The sequence below is a fragment of the Paenibacillus chibensis genome (assembly GCF_004001045.1).
In the GTDB taxonomy this organism is placed as follows: domain Bacteria; phylum Bacillota; class Bacilli; order Paenibacillales; family Paenibacillaceae; genus Paenibacillus_AQ; species Paenibacillus_AQ chibensis.
Map to the genome: position 1 here is coordinate 176,607 of NZ_BIMK01000017.1, position 20,416 is coordinate 197,022.

19 protein-coding genes and 1 pseudogene are annotated in these 20,416 nt (G+C 53.6%); 1 reads left to right on the top strand and 19 read right to left on the bottom strand.

What is annotated here, in order from left to right; genetic code table 11:
* Positions 1-109: 109 nt before the first annotated feature.
* From PCH05_RS15355 to PCH05_RS15375, 5 genes are read right to left on the bottom strand one after another with little or no spacing between them, the layout of a single operon-like run.
* Positions 110-502 carry a DUF350 domain-containing protein gene (locus PCH05_RS15355; RefSeq protein WP_127603373.1) on the bottom strand — a complete coding sequence of 131 codons (393 nt, stop codon included), beginning with the start codon at positions 500-502 and terminating at the stop codon, positions 110-112.
* On the bottom strand, positions 499-1,161 hold the full coding sequence (locus tag PCH05_RS15360; RefSeq protein WP_127603375.1) for a hypothetical protein: 663 nt from the start codon (positions 1,159-1,161) through the stop codon (positions 499-501). Before PCH05_RS15360 ends, PCH05_RS15355 begins: the two co-directional genes overlap by 4 nt.
* On the bottom strand, positions 1,162-2,358 hold the full coding sequence (locus PCH05_RS15365; RefSeq protein ID WP_127603377.1) for a glutathionylspermidine synthase family protein: 1,197 nt from the start codon (positions 2,356-2,358) through the stop codon (positions 1,162-1,164).
* Positions 2,355-3,071: a hypothetical protein gene (locus tag PCH05_RS15370; RefSeq protein WP_127603379.1), complete on the bottom strand. Its 717-nt coding sequence runs from the start codon at positions 3,069-3,071 to the stop codon at positions 2,355-2,357. The genes PCH05_RS15365 and PCH05_RS15370 overlap by 4 nt, the downstream gene beginning before the upstream one ends.
* A gap of 32 nt (positions 3,072-3,103) precedes the next feature.
* Positions 3,104-3,319 (bottom strand): hypothetical protein, encoded by a 216-nt coding sequence (locus tag PCH05_RS15375; protein WP_127603381.1) that lies wholly within the window; start codon positions 3,317-3,319, stop codon positions 3,104-3,106.
* A 303-nt stretch (positions 3,320-3,622) separates the two neighbouring features.
* On the opposite strand from PCH05_RS15375, the gene PCH05_RS15380 reads away from it, so the two are divergent.
* Positions 3,623-4,948: a PQQ-binding-like beta-propeller repeat protein gene (locus PCH05_RS15380; protein WP_164766663.1), complete on the top strand. Its 1,326-nt coding sequence runs from the start codon at positions 3,623-3,625 to the stop codon at positions 4,946-4,948.
* Between the two features lie 144 nt (positions 4,949-5,092).
* Here PCH05_RS15380 and PCH05_RS15385 read toward each other — a convergent pair whose 3' ends face one another.
* The 14 genes and pseudogenes from PCH05_RS15385 to PCH05_RS27560 form a co-directional block, all read right to left on the bottom strand.
* Positions 5,093-5,920, bottom strand: a complete 828-nt coding sequence (locus tag PCH05_RS15385; RefSeq protein ID WP_127603385.1) for a hypothetical protein — start codon at positions 5,918-5,920, stop codon at positions 5,093-5,095.
* A gap of 205 nt (positions 5,921-6,125) precedes the next feature.
* Positions 6,126-7,700 carry an aminomethyl-transferring glycine dehydrogenase subunit GcvPB gene (gene gcvPB / locus PCH05_RS15390; protein WP_127603387.1) on the bottom strand — a complete coding sequence of 525 codons (1,575 nt, stop codon included), beginning with the start codon at positions 7,698-7,700 and terminating at the stop codon, positions 6,126-6,128.
* Positions 7,697-9,118, bottom strand: a complete 1,422-nt coding sequence (gene gcvPA / locus PCH05_RS15395) for an aminomethyl-transferring glycine dehydrogenase subunit GcvPA (RefSeq protein ID WP_127603389.1) — start codon at positions 9,116-9,118, stop codon at positions 7,697-7,699. Before gcvPA ends, gcvPB begins: the two co-directional genes overlap by 4 nt.
* A gap of 70 nt (positions 9,119-9,188) precedes the next feature.
* Positions 9,189-9,971: an SDR family NAD(P)-dependent oxidoreductase gene (locus PCH05_RS15400; RefSeq protein WP_127603391.1), complete on the bottom strand. Its 783-nt coding sequence runs from the start codon at positions 9,969-9,971 to the stop codon at positions 9,189-9,191.
* A complete protein-coding gene (ebgA, locus tag PCH05_RS15405; protein ID WP_127603393.1) occupies positions 9,934-13,110 on the bottom strand; it encodes a beta-galactosidase subunit alpha in 3,177 nt (1,058 codons plus the stop codon). Before ebgA ends, PCH05_RS15400 begins: the two co-directional genes overlap by 38 nt.
* Entirely contained in the window at positions 13,082-13,537 is a 456-nt protein-coding gene (locus PCH05_RS15410; RefSeq protein WP_127603395.1) for a helix-turn-helix transcriptional regulator, read from the bottom strand. Before PCH05_RS15410 ends, ebgA begins: the two co-directional genes overlap by 29 nt.
* A 21-nt stretch (positions 13,538-13,558) precedes the next feature.
* Positions 13,559-14,326: a response regulator gene (locus PCH05_RS15415; RefSeq protein WP_127603397.1), complete on the bottom strand. Its 768-nt coding sequence runs from the start codon at positions 14,324-14,326 to the stop codon at positions 13,559-13,561.
* A gap of 51 nt (positions 14,327-14,377) precedes the next feature.
* Entirely contained in the window at positions 14,378-15,205 is an 828-nt protein-coding gene (locus PCH05_RS15420) for a carbohydrate ABC transporter permease (protein ID WP_127603399.1), read from the bottom strand.
* Between the two features lie 12 nt (positions 15,206-15,217).
* Positions 15,218-16,099, bottom strand: coding sequence for a carbohydrate ABC transporter permease (locus tag PCH05_RS15425; RefSeq protein WP_127603402.1), 882 nt, complete (start codon positions 16,097-16,099; stop codon positions 15,218-15,220).
* A gap of 112 nt (positions 16,100-16,211) precedes the next feature.
* The gene (locus PCH05_RS15430; RefSeq protein WP_307719543.1) at positions 16,212-16,940 is read right to left on the bottom strand and encodes an extracellular solute-binding protein; all 729 of its coding nucleotides are present in this window, start codon (positions 16,938-16,940) and stop codon (positions 16,212-16,214) included.
* Positions 16,941-16,968: 28 nt separating this feature from the next.
* Positions 16,969-18,294: pseudogene (locus PCH05_RS28015) on the bottom strand (sensor histidine kinase); the annotation flags it as partial.
* 175 nt (positions 18,295-18,469) lie between these two features.
* A complete protein-coding gene (locus PCH05_RS15440; protein WP_127603407.1) occupies positions 18,470-19,219 on the bottom strand; it encodes a MerR family transcriptional regulator in 750 nt (249 codons plus the stop codon).
* Positions 19,220-19,304: 85 nt separating this feature from the next.
* A complete protein-coding gene (locus tag PCH05_RS15445) occupies positions 19,305-20,228 on the bottom strand; it encodes a hypothetical protein (RefSeq protein WP_164766664.1) in 924 nt (307 codons plus the stop codon).
* On the bottom strand, positions 20,212-20,416 hold a 205-nt coding region (locus PCH05_RS27560), incomplete at its 5' end, for a hypothetical protein (protein WP_218030530.1). The genes PCH05_RS15445 and PCH05_RS27560, both read right to left, overlap by 17 nt.

A 20,416-nucleotide genomic window follows, 5' to 3' on the forward strand; every position in this document is an offset into this window, starting at 1 on the left:
TGTTGCGATTCCTTCCTTTTTCTGTATTTTCATGTGCGAATTGCAAAAAGCCCTTCCGCTTTTTCCAAGCCAAAGGGCCCCGCAAATCCAAACGAACTCACCTAATCTTTTAAACGATCAGGCTGCTGATGGCAAAAGCCGTTCCGATGAACACCATGCACAGCAGGATGGCTACCGCCACATTTCCTTTTTGCAGCATCTCGGAAATCTTAAAGCTTGGCGTGACCAGCTCGAAAATCCAGTAGGACGCCACAAGGCACACGTAACCGACGCCAAACCACATCGCCAAAAACCAGATGGATGTATTCGTATATGCCGCAACGCCAAGAATGATCGCCGTCGCCAGGAACTTGCCTCCCCATGCCAGGCCTACAGCCACGTTCCCCTTTTTCAATTCCTCCATGTCCTTAAACGGCGTCATCCAGCTGAAAATCAGCATGCCCAGAAGCTGCAGCACGATGATGACAAGGACACTCACGACCAGATTCACAACAACGGTCAACCCGCCCACCCCCTGAATTTAGCATACGCCGAATCATAATCGGCAAAATCATGGATTTCCTCCAGCTGGACGGAAACCTTCTTTTTCTTCTCCAGCTCCGTATAACGCTTGTCGTCGATCGGCTGCTTGATCCGGTTGCCCGAAGGCAGCTCGAGCACGGCGAAGTTCCGCGTTTGATCCTTATATTGCGTTTTATAGACACCGATCAGATCGATTTCCGTCGTGACGGCTACCTTCAGATTGGCCATGTCGTTCTTGGCATCCGCCTGCGTTTTGAAGGTTTTGATCGTGCTCCAGGCCGACAGCTGAACGTTGCTGCGCTCATTCGCGTCCGTCGTCAGCTCCGCGTCCATATACTGCAGAGCCCAGACTTTGTCTCCGGTTGCATAATTCTCGTCGTTTGGCATCAGCTCGTTGTCGGGCGAGATCGTCATGTCGCTGCCGATCAAATCACCAACGGTGCTCTCCACGATCCGGTAATCCCACGGCACGCGGGATACATTGTTCAGCGCCGTCTCCTCCGAGCTTGTATGGAAGACCGAGCTTTCATTGTTCGAGCAGGCATTCAGCAGCAGCACGGCCAGCATGGATAGGGCCAAAACGGCTGCAAGCCTCACCCTTGCTGCAGACCGGTATCGGTGATCCCCGCTTCTTCTCATCTATTTCACTCCTATCGCGATAAAATGACTCGTATTTCCGGTAATCAGCCCGCCGGCTCTCCCGAGCAGGCCGCACGGCTTCCCGTTAATCATGAACATGCCCGTAAGCAGACGCCGCTTTCCGACAACGGTCTCGATTTCCGGCAGATTGGCTCGCATCTGATAGACTGTGGGGAATAATTCGCTGGTATCAAAGCCGTCCTCGTCCTTGATTTCCAGCTCCCCGCTGCTGTCGAACATCCGCACCGAGCCCCCTTCGCGCCCGAACATCGACTTGGAGACATAGCTCCCCGAAAAGACCGGCTTGTTATAGGTCGGCAAAATATATTCAGCAATCGCTTCGCGTTCGTCTTCGTTATACAAAAGCCCCAGCTCGAAGAGTCCCCAAACCGCAGCCATCAGCCCCTTGGACTGCAGCAGAATGCTGTGCGGCGGATTGAACAGCGTCAGCTTGCCGGTCTCGATCGCATAAGCGAGCGCGTCACCGCCATCGTCCACGGCCATCCATTCCTTCGGATATAGGGCAAACATGCGCTTGATCTCGCGCCCGCTGCCATCCTTGACGATACCCTCGTCGATGGTCAGATCCAGGCAATCCACGCAGGTCATATCCAGACCGCTATGCTTGACGAGCGCATCGATCGTGCCCGAATCCTCCAAATGCTCGCCGTAAGCGATGCAGGCCGCCGTATCCGGCTGCTCCACACCCCAGGCTTCCGCGACAATCCCCTTCATCTGCCTGTTCGGCGAGTCCACGCCTGCTTCGCTGCACATCCAGGGCGTCACGATCGAAGCTTCCACATAACCCGTCGGGGTATCCGCGTTCAGTTCGTACAGCTTGATGCTGCCGTCATGCGCTACGGCATAATCAAACCGGGCATAGCGGCTGATCCGATTCTCCGCGGGCAGCGGACAGATGTCCAGCATATCCCACAGCACGTCCGGGATGCCGATCAGCTCATATAGCTGCCGGTTGCCATGCACATAACGCACCGTCCGGTCCAGAATGCTCCACAGCCGGATGGATGCCTGCTCCAGTTCTTCATAGGTTTCCTGCTTCATGACCACCAATTGGTCAAGCCAATATTCCTCTTCCTCCAGATCCGCCCAGGCAAAGCCCAGCTCCTTAAGCTGCTCTACGCGCGCTTTGCGATCCTCTCCGCCGGGATCAAGCACCTCGAATACGCTGTCCGTCATCCGCCGAACCCGCTGCTCCGCGAGCTCGATCCCGAACCCGAGAAGATGCCCGATTTCGAGCTTGAGCTGCTGCCGGACGAGCTGTATCCGCTCGACTTGCCGCCGATTCCGCCGGAGCCGGAAGACGTGCCGCGCCGGGTAATCGAGCCGGTCGACCGGGACGTTTTCGGAGTAACCGTCGAACCGACAACCGGCTTGTTCTGAAATGCTCCGCTGGAGTAAGAACGCGGCTTATACGTCTGCGATGTGCCGGTGTAATACGTGCGTCGATTGTCATAATAGGTGCTCGGCCGGTAGATCGACCCGCTATTGAACAAAAAGTGGTACAGCAATAGATCATCCCAGCCAAAGCCGGAATGGCTGACCCCGTAATTGTTGATCACGGTCGTTCCGCCGCCTCCGCCGCTTCCGCTTGTCGTCCCTGTTTGACCCTCTTCATCCTTTTTCTGATCCTCGGGCAGCGGAATGTTCCAGTCGGCATTTTGATCGAAATAAGCTTTCACTTCCTCGGTAGACCATGAAACCAGCTTCGGCTTATCGGTTGTGCCGGTGCTGCTGTCCGCCGCGGTGGCGCCAGGCATCATGAAGGCGTTCGCGAGCAGTGCCAGGCCGAGCGACGTGGACAGGACCTTGATCGGCTTGCCTTCCGGCGTAAACAGCCTGGATGCCGGTTTATCCTTGCCCTGATCCTGTGGCCGTTGTTCGTTCGTCATTGTTTCGTTCCTCCCTTCCGCTCGATGGATGGCTATTCATTTCGAATCCGGACGAGCAGCAGCTCCAGCTTGCCTTCGTCCACATTCAGCCGGCCTTCAATCGCTTCGTATTCCTGCCCGCCGACGACGAGATAGTTCACATGCTCCAGCGCCGTGACCATATTCATGCTCCAGCTTCTTTCTTCAATATGCCGCAGCTCGCCGCTGGGCATTTTCTCCGTCAAAATCACTTTCATATCATTACCCATGTTGCAGTCCTCCCCTGTTCTGATCACTCATATGTCATTTGATACGTAACAAGTAAGCCGTCCGTTCCAGCATGCAGCATATTTTACCATAAAAGCATGAACCCGGTTGACGGAAGGTGCCACTCTTTCAGGATACTTCTTTCCATTACACTTCTTTCAAAACATCAGCTATGCTCCCATTATATTGAATATTTTACGGCAGACGGAAACCTTATTTTGGAATATGGCGTCTAAATTAATGGAGTCCATGACGAAAGATCCTATTATTCTTTTAAACCATTCGCAGAAATGAGGTCAATCATGATGAAATCGAACAAACAGCTCCGTGCCGGGGTCCTGTCCGCCCTCGCCGCGGCCATTCTTTGGGGCGGAGCTCCGCTCCCCGCGATCCATGCCGACTCGCCCGCCATATCGTATTCTTCCTGGGCCGCCGAGCCGGTCAAAGCCCCTCTTCAAAAGCCGCAGTGGACGGCAGCGGTCGATCCGGGTTCGAGCTCGGCTGTGACGGATCTCGGATCCGTGCTGTCTTTTTCAGGGAAAAAGCTGATCGCACTAAATCTGGCCACCGGCGCCAAAATATTCACCTACGGAAGCAAGCTGAAGCCTGCCGTTAAGGCCGCGGGTGGAAATGCCTTTGGCATCGGCGAAGACGGCCATGTCTATGCGGTAAACACGAAGACCGGCAAAGAGCTGTGGCATACGGCCGCAAGCATGACCGATGCGGATGCTCCCGTCTTATTCGGCGGAGACGTCGTTTACGTGACGAGCAAAAACGCCGTGATCGCATTGGATGCCAAGACAGGCAAACAACGCTGGAAGGCTGCCGAAGAGCAGGCGGAATACGCCGGCTCGATTACCATGGAGAAGGACGGCGTCGTGTTCGTATCCTACGTCCTGTCCGGTGCGCTTTCTTACTCCCAGGTCAACGCCATCGATAAGAGCACGGGTCAAATTTTATGGAAAGCCGACCATCATGAAACGCCTATTGGCGTTAAGGACGGGCTTGTTTATACCGCAGCAGAGTCCACTCCGTTTGAAGAAGTAACCGATACATCCCAGCACAAGATGACTCTCTCCGTTCTGAATGCCAAGACAGGCAAAACGGTGGGCGAGCGGGTATACACCTGGCCGAAAGCCGAACCGGGCTCCTCCTCATCCGGTTACAGCGGCTCCATGCTCCTTGACGGGAATGACCTGTATCTGGTCACGGAGAACGCCATATTCAAGTATGACTTCAGCCATTATGAGCCGGACGGCAAACCTGTGAAAAAATGGATGAAGCCCGATAGCCGCATAACCCTGATCGGGTCCGTGCACGCCGGCAGAATTTATTTTATGAACTATGCTACCAATGAAGTGATAGGCATGAAGCTTGGGGACGGGCAAAAGGTAAATTGGAGAACCGACAATCAAGTCGTCCAGACCGACATTTACGGCAACGGGGTGTATATCGGGCAGAGCGACGGCATATTCCATGGCTACAACCTGCAGACGACGGCTCCTGCATTTACCGTGCAGACCGGCTCCCGCAACTACGGTCCGACGCTGCGCTCCGGAAATACCCTCGTGATTCAGGCGAAGGATGCCGGCAAGCTGATTGCGGTTCCGGTGCCGAAGGCATTGAAGTAAGTTAGCGAAAAGGACATAGGCATGATAAAAGGAGACGGCCGCGGCCGTCTCCTTTTTTAAACTGAAGGTGAGATTCCCCGCAAACCGCAATCCCAAGCTAATGGATCTGGATTCTAACGGCTGCAGGCGATAACAACGGTTTCTTTAATTGTATATATCCGCAAAAGGGGCAGCGAATGACTTATTGCCGATCCAGTAGACGATCCTTCCCTGCCCCTTGCTGAATTTCTGGATCTTTTCGCTTTTTCCGGTAGCCGTATGATATACATGAGCTTCATTGGCCAGATCCGCCTCGATCGGCGTTCCCTGGACAGTGATGACGTCCCCGGTCTGAACATCAATGGCAACGTCAAACATGAAGCCTCCGGTGTCGTGGTACGTTATGATCGTTTTCGCTTCTCCTGTCGTTAGATCGAGATCGAGCAGCTCGCAGAATTTGGGCTGGGCCATCCCCGGCTTTCGGCGGTACGTATCAATGAGGACATGATTCCGGATCCCGCCGTATAGACCCGATGGAAAATACCAGTTGCCGTCATCGTCCTGAAGCGGCAGCTTGTACAGCGGCTTGGAGTTCGGTATGGTGACGGATTCCTCCGTTGATTCATGCAGGTAAAATACAAAGGGCTCCAGCGGAACCCGGTCAAGCTCCGATTCCGAGTTCTTCATCTCCGGAGCCGTCACCCATACGATGCCTTGGGAAGTCTGCGCGGCATGGACCAGATCCTGGTTATGGGAGTCATCCACAGGAAATAAGTAGGTCTTGCTATCAATTGTGACCGGCACCGGTTCCTCTATCCGTTTGCTAATGGTGCTGTCCGTTCCATTGGCTTCCGGGGTCACATTCACAACAGCGGATGGAGTGGCAGCTTCATCGGACTCCGCCGGATCGATAGCCTGTCCGGGCTGGCTGCAGCCGCTCATCAGCAGAGATGCCAGCAGAATAAACAAGGTTATTTTAACTCCTCTATGCATATGTGCTCCCCCTCAGATCATTTGCGTTCTAAAGGGGTAGACGATGAAACAAACAAAAAGTTACCTTTTTTTCTAAATAAAGTTACCTTATTTTTATAAATTTGATGAAACTTTAACCTCATCAAAATTTTACTGCATGAATTTCATGAGAGAGAGGGCTCTCCATCATAAAGAGGACCGCTGACGAGCTCAGCGGTCCTCTCTTCTATTGCTGCCGATCCTGGGACGTTGCCGTCTTCTTCAAATAAGCTCTCCAGGTAATGCACCACTCCGCCGGATCGTCGAAGCTTGAATCGTCAATGCGATGCACGGTACTGCGCGTCGGCGCATTTTTCACCGTTTCCGGCTGACTGTAAGCTTCTTGGGAAATCTGCGCGAGCGCCTGAATATACTCGTCCAGATCCTCCTTGGAGTAAGATTCGGTCGGCTCCAGCGTGAATGGCTGTGGTACCACGTACGGGTGATGGCTGGTCCAGTAATGCAGCCCGAAATCGCACATCCTGCGCGTAACGTCCTCCGTTGTCACGCCGGTGTCTTCCGTCATCTTTTGCCAGCTGTAGCGCACTTGCTCTAACCGGTTGCCTTGGATGTAAGGCGCCGAGGCTCCGGGAATTTGCAGAATTTTATGATACAGATAGTTGTTGTTTAACACCGCCACCCGAGCTACATTCAGAAGCCCCTCCGCTCCCAAACTGCGGACCCACGCATACGAACGGAGCACGGTTTGGGCTACGCCGTGGAAGCTGCGTACCTTCCCGATGCTGAGATCCCCCGGCTCCTCAAGCTCATACCGGTCTCCATTGCGGCTCACGAGCGGGCCCGGCAGAAACGGGGCAAGCGCTTCAACGACGCCGAGTGCCCCTGTGGCAGGTCCACCGCACATATGCGGCGCTGCAAAGGTCTTATGAAGATTGAAGAAGCACATATCGAATCCGGCTTCCTTCGCCCGGGTAACGCCGAGCAGCCCGTTGGCATTTGCCTGATCATAGTAGCAAATCCCGCCTGCGGCATGAACGATATCCGTAAATTCACGGATGCGCGGGTTAAAAATGCCCGTGTCCTCCGGGTTGGCAACTACGAATCCAGCCGTCCGGCGGGAAACGGCACGCTTCAGCTGCTGAATATCCGGAAAACCGTCCGCGTCCGGCATTACCGTAATGATTTTGTAGCCTTTGACGACCGCCGTGGCCGCTTGGGAAGGATGGGAAAACATCGTCGTAATGATCTCATTGCGCTGCTCGCCCTCTCCCCTCGATTCATGATAGGCCCGGACGATGGAAGCCATCGTCAACAGTGCCTGCGTACCGCTGCTCGGCTGAAATGAAAACCGGTCCATTCCGGAAATTTCCCGCATGGCAAGATCCAGGCTGTGATAGACCTCAAGAATCCCTTGGACGTCATCCTCATGCTGCAGCGGGTGAAGATCCATCATTTTAGGCGTGCGGATCATCATCTCATTGACGCGCGGAATGTACTTCATCGTACAGGTTCCCTGCCCGATCTCAACGTTGAAATCCGATCCAAGCGTTTCCTGGGACAACCGCAGATAATGACGCAGCACTTTGGCCTGACCTATTTCCGGCAGGGCCGGGAGCTGCTGCCGCTTCATGCTGTCCGGAATCGATGAAACGCCGGCTCCCACGGCCGCCTCAATCGCAGACTCGGCTTTCGGAGCCTCTACGCCGCGTTCTCCGGGCTTATGCAGCTCGAAAATGACCGGCTCATCCCATTTGGCCTGATGAAAGTTCCTAACCTTGTGTTCCCTTACGATCCGCTTCATCGGCACTCCGCTCCTTCCATTCCCCGGCTGCAAATCCGTTCCAGCGCTGCTGCAAGCTGCTCGATTTCCTCCTGCGCATGAACCTCGGTCACACAGAGCAGCATGCTCTCGCCCAGTTCAGGGAAGTCGGACGACAAATCCCGGCCGCCTTGAATTCCGGCGGCGCGCAGCTGCTTCAGGACATCCGCTGCACTCAGGCCGGACTGCGTAAAGTCCGCTACAAATTCCTTGAAAAACGGGGATTGCAGCCGAATCGTGACTCCTTCGATTTGTCCGAGCAGCTTGGCCGCATATTGGGATTTCTGCATGATCGTCTGCCCCAGCTCCCCCATGCCGTTAGGCCCGAGCAGCGCTAGGTATACCCCGGCCGTAATGCCCCACAGCGCCGTTTGGGTGCCGACGGATTCCTTGCCCTTCTCCCTGTCATGGAACGACGTCCGATCATAGGCCACATCACCGAAGCCATATTCGCCTTCCACGATGGTAGGAGCAATGCCGAACAAACGCGATGGATATTCCATGACGTATTTCTCTTCATCGCGCGTTGCGATAAAGCCGGCCTGGCCGCCGCCGTAATTCATGTGCATCCCGAGCGGCTGCAAATCGCCGCAAACGATGTCCGCCCCGTATTGGCTTGGCGGCTTGAGAACGCCGAGGGAAATCGGATCCACCCCCACCACGCAGATCGCTCCCGCCTCATGCGCGATATCGGCGATTTGCTGCCCCATCGGCTCGATCGTACCCAGAAAGGACGGATTCTCAAAGTAGACCGCGGCGGTATTGCCCGTCATTTTGCCGCGTAAATCCTGAAGGCTCAATTCTCCAGATTCATGATGAAAATCAACCATTTGATAGGTCAGATCAGGCGTAATATAGTTGACGATGATCTTCAGCTTATCCTTGTCGAGGGTCCCCGCCAGCAGCACCTCGGTGCGTCCTGTCATCCGCGCCGCCATCCGCAGCGAGGTCGAAGCCGCCTGCGCCCAGTCGAAGGTCGGCACGTTGACGACATCCATATCGACCAGCTCCGCCACTAGGCTCTGGTACTCGAACAGGGCCTGAAAACGGCCGTGATCCTCGTAAGGCTCGCCTGCATAGGCAGTTACGAATTCGGAGCGCTGATTAATCTCGTCGCATATCGCGGGAATAAAATGAGGCCAACAGCCCGCCCCCAGAAAGCTGGGCATATCCTGCGTGCTTTGGTTCCGGTTCAGCAGCTTCTGAACATGGCGCCTCAGCTCCAGCTCCGATAAAGCCGGGGGCAAATTCATCTTCTCATTCAGCTTCAGCTCATCCGGAATGATCCGGTACAAGTCCTCGATTCGTTCCACCCCGATTTCGTCCAGCATTTGGCGCTGCACTTCCGGGATCATGTTCGGTATATAGGGATGCATTACTGTTTGTTTCGGCTGTGCCATCTTGTCATCTCTCCTTATCAAGCCAATGTGGATCTGCTGATCTGTTCAGTCATGCAAGGTCAGGCTCAGCTCAGGCCAAACCGCCGCCATCGACCACCAGCACGCTGCCCGTTACCCACGCGGATAATTCACTTGCGAGGAACAGCACCGCACCTGCGATATCCTGCGGCGTACCCAGCCGCGGGAGCGGACGCCCGGACGCCGAGGACACGAGAAAGGAAGACTCTTCCTGGCCAAGCTGCTTCGCTTCGTCCCGCAGCAGCGGCGTATCCGTATCTCCCGGACAAACGCAGTTTACACGGATGTTCTGCGGTCCATGGTCGATCGCCATCGCCTTGGTGAGATTCACCACGCCTGCTTTGGCCGCGCAATAAGCTGCCGCCTGATCGCCGCCCTTGAGTCCCCAACCTGAGCCCGTATTAATGATGCTGCCACCGCCGCCGGCAGCCATGTGCGGGATTGCATATTTCGAGAGCAGATAAGCTCCTTTCAGGGATACGTCCATGACCAGGTCCCAATCTTTCTCTTCCAGATCGACCACCGTTTTGCGGCGGATAACTCCCGCATTGTTGAGCAAGATATCGATTCCTCCGAACTCCGCCGCAATGGTATCCGCCGTTTGCCGGCACTCCTCCGCGGACGTCACGTTGCAGCGGTAAAAACGCGCCTGCCCGCCGCTTTCGCGGATGCGGGCCGCCGCTTTCTCCCCGTTCTCTTCATGAATGTCGAGCAGCATGACCCGGGCGCCAAACTCCGCCAGCATTTCGGCTGCGGCATACCCGATGCCGGAAGCCCCCCCGGTTACCACGGCCGTTTTACCGTCCAAACGCAAAATATTCTGATGATTCGGCATGTCGTTTCATTAGCTCCTTTCGCAGATGGGCTGGTGATACAGCCTGATTGGAATAAGGCATCAGCATGAGCTGATATTCAAAAGCTTCTGGCCGCAGCTCATAGGCCGGAAGCTGAGCCGGTCCGCAGCTGTTGCTGCCCAGCCCGTTTTGGCGGTAATCCAGATGCAGGGATACGGTATCCCTTGGTTTTAAATCCTTCAAGTGCATGGCCGTTTCCAGATCTTCCGCCGTATAGCGGTGAGCGCTGAATTCCAAGCTCGGCATCCCCGCAGCCAATATTCCGCTCCCGCGGATATTCGTCACGGATATCCAGCTCACATCCGCGCGGTTTCCGTTGTCCTGCGGAACGATATATGGCGTGAATAATTCATCGACTGAAGCATGATATACGCCGTAGAGATTCGCTTGCTTACTGTCCGCGTACGATTCACCCGGACCTCTGCCGGACCAGTCTACCTGCCCCATCGCTCCCGGCAGCGTCAGATCCAAACCTATCCGCGGCAGCATTTTTGGCGGCACGCCTAACGGCACGCCTTCCACCAGCAGATGCATCCGTCCGTCGCCATGAAGCTTATACAGGTAAGTACAGTGGAAGCCCCAATCATATACCGGAGGCGCGATGCGTGCATGGACGCTTACGGTCACGCAGCCTGCAGCGTCTTGCCGCCAGGACACGTCGTCAATCCGATGCTGGAGCAGATGCATATACGCTTTGCGCCACTCCTGAACCATGTACATGTCGTTATCGATTGGCGCTCTCCAGAAGGACAGCCTCGGTCCCCCGCCGCGTGCAATCAACTCCGTTCCGTTCGAGGTCCAGGAATCGATGATTCCCTCTGTCATATTAAAGACCACCTGAAAGTCGGCTCCGCCTATGTGCAGATGACGTCCATGCTCAGCGCAGCTCAAGGTTTCGGGTGTATAGGCGCCCGCATCCGCTTGCATAGCTTGCGGTGAAGACAGCAGCTCTTCCGGAATCCGGAACTGGGCCGTTGCTGCTTCATGACCCTGTTCGGCCCAGCTGCAATCCTGCCGAAGCACATACCGAACCGTCAGATAGACTTCGCTTGCAGCTGGAACATACTGCCCGGTCAGGTCGTAAGGCAGGATAAGCCGCGCCCGGCCATGCGGCTCTACGACCGGCATAGGAACGGTGCCGCTTTGCAGCAGCCGCCCATCCGCATGAAGCGACCATGATGCCTCCAGATTCGTCAAGCCGATAAAATCAAACCGGTTTTCCACTTCGAGCTCTCCACGCCCCAGATCAAGCGCCTCCGTCGCCACAGGCTCAATGACCTTTTTCAGCTCAAGGAGTCCCGGGGAAGGCGTCCGGTCAGGGAAAAGCAGTCCGTCCATGCAGAAATTGGAGTTGTTTGGCATGTCGCCGAAATCACCGCCGTAAGCGTAGTAGCTTCTTCCCTGATCATCCACCGTTTTCAGACCGTGATCGGTCCATTCCCAGACGAATCCGCCCTGCAGACCTTCGCAGCTGCGGAACAGATCGTTATATTCCGTTAAGCCGCCCGGACCATTGCCCATGGCATGCGCGTATTCACAAATGATCCGCGGCTTCTTCGGACCGTCCGCAGAAGCCAGCTCGGCCAGCTTTTCCACCGAGGTATACATCGTGCTCATCACATCGACGGACTTGCCTTCTCGGTCCTCTTCATAATGGATCAACCGGGTCGGGTCCTTGGTGCGGCACCAGTTCGCCATGGCTTCGAAGTTGCAGCCGAAACCGGATTCGTTGCCCATCGACCACATAATGATGCTGGGATGATTTTTATCCCGCTCCACCATCCGTACCATCCGGTCCACATAGGCGTCTTTCCAGTCCGGATCATCGCTGATCCGGCTGATATTGCCAAGCAGCTCGAAGCCGTGACATTCCAGATCGGTTTCATCCATCACATATAGGCCGTATTCATCGCATAGATCGTAAAACCGCGGATCGTTCGGATAATGAGACGTCCGGACCGCATTCATGTTATGCCGCTTCATCAGCAGCACATCCTGAAGCATCGTTCCGTAAGGCACCGCCCGGCCCAGCTCCGGGTGGTAATCATGGCGGTTGACGCCCTTCAGGAGGATCGGCACCCCGTTGACCAGAAACCGGTTGCCTGCGATCTCAATCCGCCGGAAGCCCACCTGATAAGGGATGCATTCGATCATGCCGCCCTCTTGATCCTCGAGCGTAAGCAGCAGATGATACAAATTCGGCTCTTCGGCCGACCACAGCCGCGGCTGCTCCACCTGAATGCGAAGCTGGGCAGGCTCAGCCGCACCGGGCACCGGCTCGATACCGCTAACCATTCCGGCCCCTACCTCCTTCGCCTTGCTGCCGTCGAGCAGCCTCGCGCTCAAGCGATAACCGCCTCCGCGCGAATCTGCCGTACTTACATTACCGACCTCGACACGGATATCCAGCACGCCTTGATCCAGCGCATCATTCAGTTCGGTACGGATCGTAAAGTCGCGTATTTGCACTTGGGGCCGGGCAAACAAGCTAACATCCCGGAAGATCCCGCTGAGCCACCACATATCCTGATCCTCGAGGTATGAGCCGTCGGACCATTGATATACCTTAACGGCCAGCTGGTTGTCTCCCTCACGGATGAAAGAGGTAATATCAAATTCGGACGGAAGACGGCTGCCCTGGCTGTACCCCGCTTCCTGCCCGTTCACCCATACATGAAAAGCGCTGTCTACGCCTTCGAAGCGCAGCACGATTTGCCGATCCTTCCAAGCCGCCGGCATATGGAAGCTTCGGCGGTAGCAACCCGTCGGATTATCCGAAGGCACGCGCGGCGGATCAACCGGAAACGGATAGTACAGATCCGTGTAGTGCGGCTTGCCGAACCCTTGAAGCTGCCAATGCCCCGGCACCTCCAGCGTTGCCCAGGCCGAGTCTTCGAAGCCATTCTTCTCAAAGCCTTCCGGCACAAGGCTCGGCGCCTCCGCATAGTGGAACTGCCATGAACCGTTCAATAGGCGGAACCATGGGGAAAGCCCCCGTTCATAGGTCAATGCCGACGCCGCATCGGCGTAGGACACGAAATACGCATGGTCCTGCAGCCTTCCGCGCTGCAAAACCTTCAGATTCTCCCAGTCATTCTGCTTGTGCCTGTTGTTGATCATGTCGCTGTAGACCTCTCTTCTCATCCGTAGTCGAATCGCGGTGGCGAACCGACCGGTACTGACTGGGGGTCAGCCCGGTGCAGCGCTTGAACCACTTGCTGAAATAGCCCGCATCCACCATGCTCAGCTGGTCGGATATTTCATTTACGCTCATCAGCGTGTCTGCCAGCATATGCTCGGCTTTATGAAGCTTGATGCTGGATTGAAAATCAATGAAGCTCTCGCCTACCGTCCGCTTGAACAGCGTGCTGAAATGGCTGCGGCTCAGTCCCACCTCATCCGCCGCTTCGGCAACGGATAAGTTATGGCCCCGGTCTGACGAGAGAAGGACCACCGCCTTCATGATGGCATCGGGCCAAGCCTCTCCCCACGGATCATATTGATTCCGCAGTTCGTCCTTCCGGTAGAGTCCGAGCATCGTATCCATCCACTGCTGAACGCCGGAGACCTACTCCTCTTCATGCCAGATCAGTTTGGCATAGCTGCCCTTGTAAGCCTTTAACCTGCATGCAATTCTGTCAGCCGCCTCCGGCCTGCATATCAGGAACGTCCTGCCTTTACCGCAGGCGATGCGCTCGCATGGCGTCCCGGCGTCCCGCAGCAGTTCCTGCCAGCAGTCATCCCGGAGCCTGTCGCCGTCTTCCCCGCAGCGGATCAGAAAGATGCCAGAGCCTTTCACCATCCAGCTCCAGTCCTCCGCGAACCACTGCCACAGCTGCTCTTCAATGCCGCCCGAGAATCCGCCCAGCCAAGACCCGATATGCGCCTGACGTGCCTCTTCCAGACTGCGGACATGATTCTCTGTGCCGCTGCGCTCGCTGATGCGCTGCCGATAATGCTCCTGAAACTGTGCCAGGTAAAATCCCATCTCGTCCTCATCCATATCGGTTTTGAGAATATAACCGGAGGCTCCAAGCTTAAACCCCTGCTGCGCATAAGAAAAATCCTCATGACAGCTCAGCAGCAGGATCTGAGTATCGGCCTCTGCCTGCTTGATTCTCCGGGCAAGCTCCAGTCCGTTCAGCTTCGGCATGACGATATCCGTAATGACGACATCGGGCTTAAACGCCAGAAACGCCTCCCAGCCCTTCACTCCGTTGCCCGCGTCAGCTACCACTTCCATATCGTAGCGCTCCCACGGCACCGTGGTGCGAAGTCCTTTGCGGACGATCAATTCATCATCGACAATCAGAACCTTTATTCGGGGTGCTGCCATGGTCACGCCTCCTTTAACAGTTTCATTCTAAGCAGCCGCATGTATAGCTTCTCAGCCTTTCAAAGTTCCGTCCGTCAATCCGGCAAAAATCTGCTTCTGGAATATGAAAATCACGGCCAGCATCGGCAAAATGCTGATGACCGAACCGGACATAATCAGGTTATAAGGCGTGCGGACCCCAGACTGCAGAGCGCGGATCGCCACAGCAATGGTCAGATTACTCTCGCTGCGAAGGATGACCGTCGGCCAAAGGAAGTTATTCCATTCCTCCACGAAAAAGATGATCCCCAGACTTGCAAAAGCCGGAATCAGAATCGGCGCCACAATCCGGAAATAGATCCGGTTTTCCGAGCAGCCATCCATACGCGCGGCCTCCAGCAATTCGTTTTCCACGGACATGCAGTACTGCCTCATGTAAAAAATACCGAAGGCGCTGGTCAATCTAGGGAGAATGACGCCCCACAAGTGATCGATCAGCCCGAGATCGCGGTAAATGACAAACAGCGGCACCAGGCTTGATTCCATCGGAATCATCAAAGATGCCAGCACCAGACCAAACATCAGCCCTTTGCCGCGAAAACGGTATTTGGCAAATGCAAACCCGGCGAGCGAACAGAAAAACAAGGCTCCGACCGTGCCCGTCACGGACGTAAACAGGCTGTTGACGATTACCGCCCCAAAGTGCCGCTCGGTGAACAGCTGGGTAAAGTTCTCCCAATGCAGCGTGTGCGGAATCCAAACCGGCGGGTTCGCGAAAATCTGGCTTTTATCCTTGAGCGAGGAGCTCAGCATCCAGATGAACGGAAACATGAATACCGCTGCCAGCGCCAAAAACACAAGCAGCATGACGATGGATAAAGTTGTGTGCTGTTTTCTCATTCGACCCACCGCCTATTCGTTTTCCCGGAACAGCCGCAGCTGCAGCAGGGAGAGAATCATCATGACCATGAAGAAAAAGATTGAAATCGTGGACGCATAGCCCATGTTCAGGTTCTGAAAGCTTTCCTTATAGATCAGCACCACCGGCGTTGTTGTGGCCAGATTCGGCCCGCCTTTGGTCAGAATGAACGGCTCCGTAAAGAGCGAGAACGTTCCGAGCGTGGATAACACAGTGCAGAAAGCCAGCAGCCTGCGCATCAAGGGCAGCGTGATGTACCAAAATGACTTGAAGCCGCTGGCACCATCGACTTCAGCTGCTTCATACAGCGATTTCGAAATGCTCTGCATGCCGCCGAGAAGCAGTATCATGTTGTAACCGGTCCACCGGAAAATCACCAGCAGCGATACCGATACCCGGGCCCACCATGGCGTTTCCAGAAACGGTATCGGGTTATGGATTATGCCGGCATTCATGAGCACCTGGTTAAGGATGCCGGTCGAGTTGAAAATCAGCAGGAATACGAAGGAAATGGCAACGACCGACGTAATGTTCGGGATGAAAAATACGGTACGGAAAAATCCGGTCCACTTCATCCAGCCGCTGCTGAGGCATGAGGCGAAAATGAGCGCAAGCAGCAGCATCACGGGTACATACAGGACGAAAATGATGACGCTGTTAAGCAGCGACTGCCAGAACTCCCGATTCATCATCAGCGTCTTGTAATTGGCGAGTCCGACGAATGTCTTCGCTTCCTCACCGTGCCAGTTCGTAAAGCTCAAATAGATGGAGAATACGAAGGGCAAAAACACGAATACCACAAATAATATGAAAAAAGGGGCGATAAAACGGTACGGCGCGGTTTTAAACTGCCATCTCCAGTAAAAGTTTTGCATCCGATCTCCTCCAGGAAGCGAAGCTTCCGTGCCTTGGTAGCCCGATTAAGCGGGTACCTGATAAGGCACGGGCAGCTTCTGTATCTTACAAGCGTGCTTAGCTCGTGAGGTTCTACTTGCGTCCGGTTTTCTGCCGCAGTTCGGCTGCCGCTTTTTTGAACACGCTTTCAACGGATTTGTTATCCAGGAATATCTCGGCAAAGGCATTCGTAATCAGTTCGTTCGCAAGCGGGTAATCCTTGGTGTAGGTGATCGGCGCCACGTTTTTGACCGCGTCGATGTAAAGGGTGCGGACCGGCTGATCGTTAAAGTAAGGAACCTTTTCCTTGAAAACATCGTCATTGTAGGTCGTTTCAAGCGATGGGAAGAGGCCGCCTTCCTTCATCATTTTCAGCTGCGATTCTTCCTTGCCGAGCATGAATTCGATGAATTTCCAGGCTTCCTCCGGATGCTTGGAATTTTTATTGATGGCCAGATTGGCTCCGCCGTCGATCGCGCTGCTGTACCGGTCATCCGCCGACCACTTCGGCATCGGAACCACCGACCATTTGCCGCTGGCGTCCGGATCGATCAACGTCGGAAGCAGGCCCTCATACCAAGATGCGCCAACGATGGTCGCTTCTTTATTTTGCTGGAAGGAACTGTACCAGGCGTCGCTCCATGGCTTCACTTCGTACACGTAGCCGTTTTTGACGAGATCGACGAAATACTGCGCGGTCTTGATCACTTCCGGATGGTCGAGCTGAACGGAGCCGTCCTTGCCGAACATCCACAGGTCGCGCTGCCACAGCATTTGCTGGAAAAATACGCCGTCGGTTTGCGATTTCGATTCCGCCAGCATCGCAACGTTCAAAAGCCCCTCCGTAGCGCACCTCCTGAATTTTCAGGTAATATTCCACGGTCTGCAGCTCCTTGTCGAGCGTAATGAGTTCCTCGGTTATGACGAGGTTGCCTTCCAGCACCTTGATCAGATAATGGATCATGTTCTGGATATCGGAGTCGCTTTTCAGCTTCGCCTGCCATTGGATCATGTTGAGTGTGTTCAGCAGCAAATGCGGGTTGATCTGGTAGTGAAAGGCCTGCAGCTCGGCTTCTTTTTTTAGCTGCTCCTTGTGCTTCACCTCCTGAATCAAATACCGGATCTGCTCAACCATTTTGTTGAAGCTGGCGCCAAGCCGCCCCAGCTCATCCTCTGTATCCGTATCGATTCTGGACTGAAGCTGGCCGATTCCCACGAGCTGCATTTTATTTTTCAGCGATATAATTCGTCTGGTAATGCGCGAGGAGAACAGATACGAGATCAGCAGCACCAGCATAAACGCCAAACCAATCAGGGCCATCGTAAAATAACGGATCATGATTGTTGAGCGGTACACCGGCTTATACAGCGTCCGCACTTCAATACTCCATCCGCTCGATTCAATGGTGCGCTTCCAGATCAAATCATCCGCCTCCGCCTTGACCATATTCGGGCTTTGATAGATAAGCCTGCCGTCGCGGTCCCGGAGGGTGATGAAGGAATGCAGATTGTTTTCCAGCGTACCGAAGGATTCCAGCAGCTTGGTGGCATCCATTTCGACGACGATCCGGCTATTTTGCAGGAAGCCGTATTGGCTTTGCACCGGAAATACAAGGCCCATCACCTGCTTTGGAATGTTCATGTTGCGGGAAATGTAATAGCTGCTGTCGTGGATGCTCGTCCAATATTCGCCCCGGTAACCGGCCGGCATGCCCTTCCACCAGGGTTGTTCCTTCAATGCTTTCACGTCAACCTGGGGTGAACCGAAGTAAATGTCTCCCGGCGCAATCAGGTAAATGCCCGCCATCTCCTCCGTTTTATGGGCATCCAGAAATCGGTTGAAGCTTTTCTGACTGACATAGCTGGCGTAATCCTGCGGCTCTTCCGGATGGAGCGTCCCATTGATCGGATCAAGCAAATAAGCGTAGATATAGCGCGTCGTCGATTTCATTTGGCGCGAATACGAGTCGAGCTGCGACTGCAGCTGTGTAATGGTTGACTGTCCGTATTGAACCATCTGCGACTGAATTTCCTCCGTGGATTTCGAATATGACAGATACCCCAGAATCATCAGGGGCACGGCGGAAGCGATAAAAAAGAACAAAAACAGCTTGGCGCGAAGATTCCGCTTGAAATACCCATACACCCGCCTCCAAATGGGCGTCCATGTGTTCATTCGGCAGCATCCTTTCCCTCGGGTCGTTAGGCGTATGTATTCGATGAGCGGGGAAAAGTTCCTTGTGGACGGCGAGCTGTAAATAAGTGGAATGGATCGCGGCAGACGCAAAAAAGCAGAGGATAAACCGTTCGTTTATCCTCTGCCTGTATGGGTTATGCGGTTGCTTGGCTGATTATTCTTCCGTCCGGGCATACGCCGCCGCAGCCGCATTCAAATAATACGCAAGCCCCGTTTGCTGCGATTCCAGCATCTTCAGGTGAAAATCATCCTGCATGAAAAATGCCGTCTGCCCGGCAAAATCGACCGCCGATACTTGATGTCCATGATCGTTCATGAAAGCCAGGTGTTCACGGATCATGTCCTGCAGCCGGGGATCATTGTGCATGACCCCGCCTTGCAGCGAAGCGCTCATCCCCTTCATGAAAGCCGCTGCCTCCGCGGCCTGCTCATTCATGTCCGGCACAGCGATCGGCTCGGCTTCCAGCTCCACGCCGTATTGTTCCTTCAGGTATTCGCTTTGCTCCCGCAGGGCCTCGCGCCATTCCTCCTCGCTTCCGAAGCCAACGAACAAGTCCTCCTGCCCCAGCGGCTTTCCTTGTTCCAGGCCCGCCCGGGTCTTCCGCAGCGTATCCATGATCCGGTCCATCCGCTGGCGCCGCTGCTCAAGCAGCATTTCCTGCTCAGCCAGCATTCCAGCCCGGTCCTGCTCCCGTTCCAGCAGCTCGCCGATCTGTTCAAGCGTAAAGTCCAGCTCGCGGTAGAACAGAATCGCCTGCAGGCGCTCCAGCTCCTTCGTCCCGTACAGGCGATAGCCCGCCTCGCTGATTTCGGCCGGTACCAGCAGGCTGAGCTTGTGGTAATGATGCAGCGTCTTGATCGTCACCTTGGACATCTCCGACACTTCTTTGACTGTGAATAGCATCTTATGCTTCACTCCTTTCTGAGTGCAGTCTAAAGCCTGACCCAAGAGGAGGGTCAAGAGGGAAATTCCACACGATGATGGAGATCTATTCGCTTTGTTTACCTTGATTTATTGGAATCCCTAAAGCTTTCGTAAAGGCTCCTGCAATTGAACCGAGTATCGTTAAATCAACGAGCTTATTTAAACAAAAATGAAAAAACTCAATAATTTGCAAATAGGGGAGATTCCTCACCTTTTTATCTAATGCATCTAAATAAGTTGAGCTAGGCAGTGGAATTGCGAAATGCAGGCAGAAAGAATAAAAAAAGGACTGCACCATGAAATCCCATCTATTCTTAAATAAGCTGAAGATATTCGTAATACCTTCGGATCCATTAAGAGCGTCATCGGTCAAAGAAAAGTACAGTACCGAATACGTTAAATCAACAAAAATGATAGCAAAACCTGCGTGTAATAATATGATGAGGATCGTTGTGGAATTAAGTTTACTATCTAAATTTAGGGTTTTCAGATTTGTTTTTATAAGCTTTATTAAGAAATCAAGTATAAAAAACATTAAAATAATGCAAAAAATAATACTCGTCATTATCATTGAAAAGCTATTAATAGATTTTGCTAATGATATTGCGACAGGATTTTTCGGGTAATTGTTCAAGAAATTAAACAAAAACACAAAAAATAAAAAGATATAAATACCAATCCCAAAAATCCAAATCAACAATTTGATCAGGACCCCTGCCAAAACATGAATTTTTTCGCCAAAGAAATCTTCAACATTAATTCCAACTTTCTTGAAGAGCATAAACGTAAACAATGACATCATGAGTATCACTAAAATGAAATAAACGTGGGGAAGAAAAAGTGTGATCGCTGCAAGAACTACAAGTAGGACTACAGTTGCCTCTATTTGACCCTTGCGTTTCCAATCGAAAGCTGTTGCTAGGATGATATAAGACGTAAACAGGGCGATTCTTTTGGCATTCCAATCCGTATCAATAAAAAAAATCATTAAGCAAAAGCATAACGGAATTATGAATATTAAATTCTTTGTGCTTTTCATTATCTACAACCATTCCTCTTCTGTATGTATCTCTGTGAAACTCAAGATTGTATGATATCTTTATACATTTTAACTGTAGTAATTTATGATATAAAGAAATAATTCCCATAAAGAAAACACCCAACATGAATACTGGG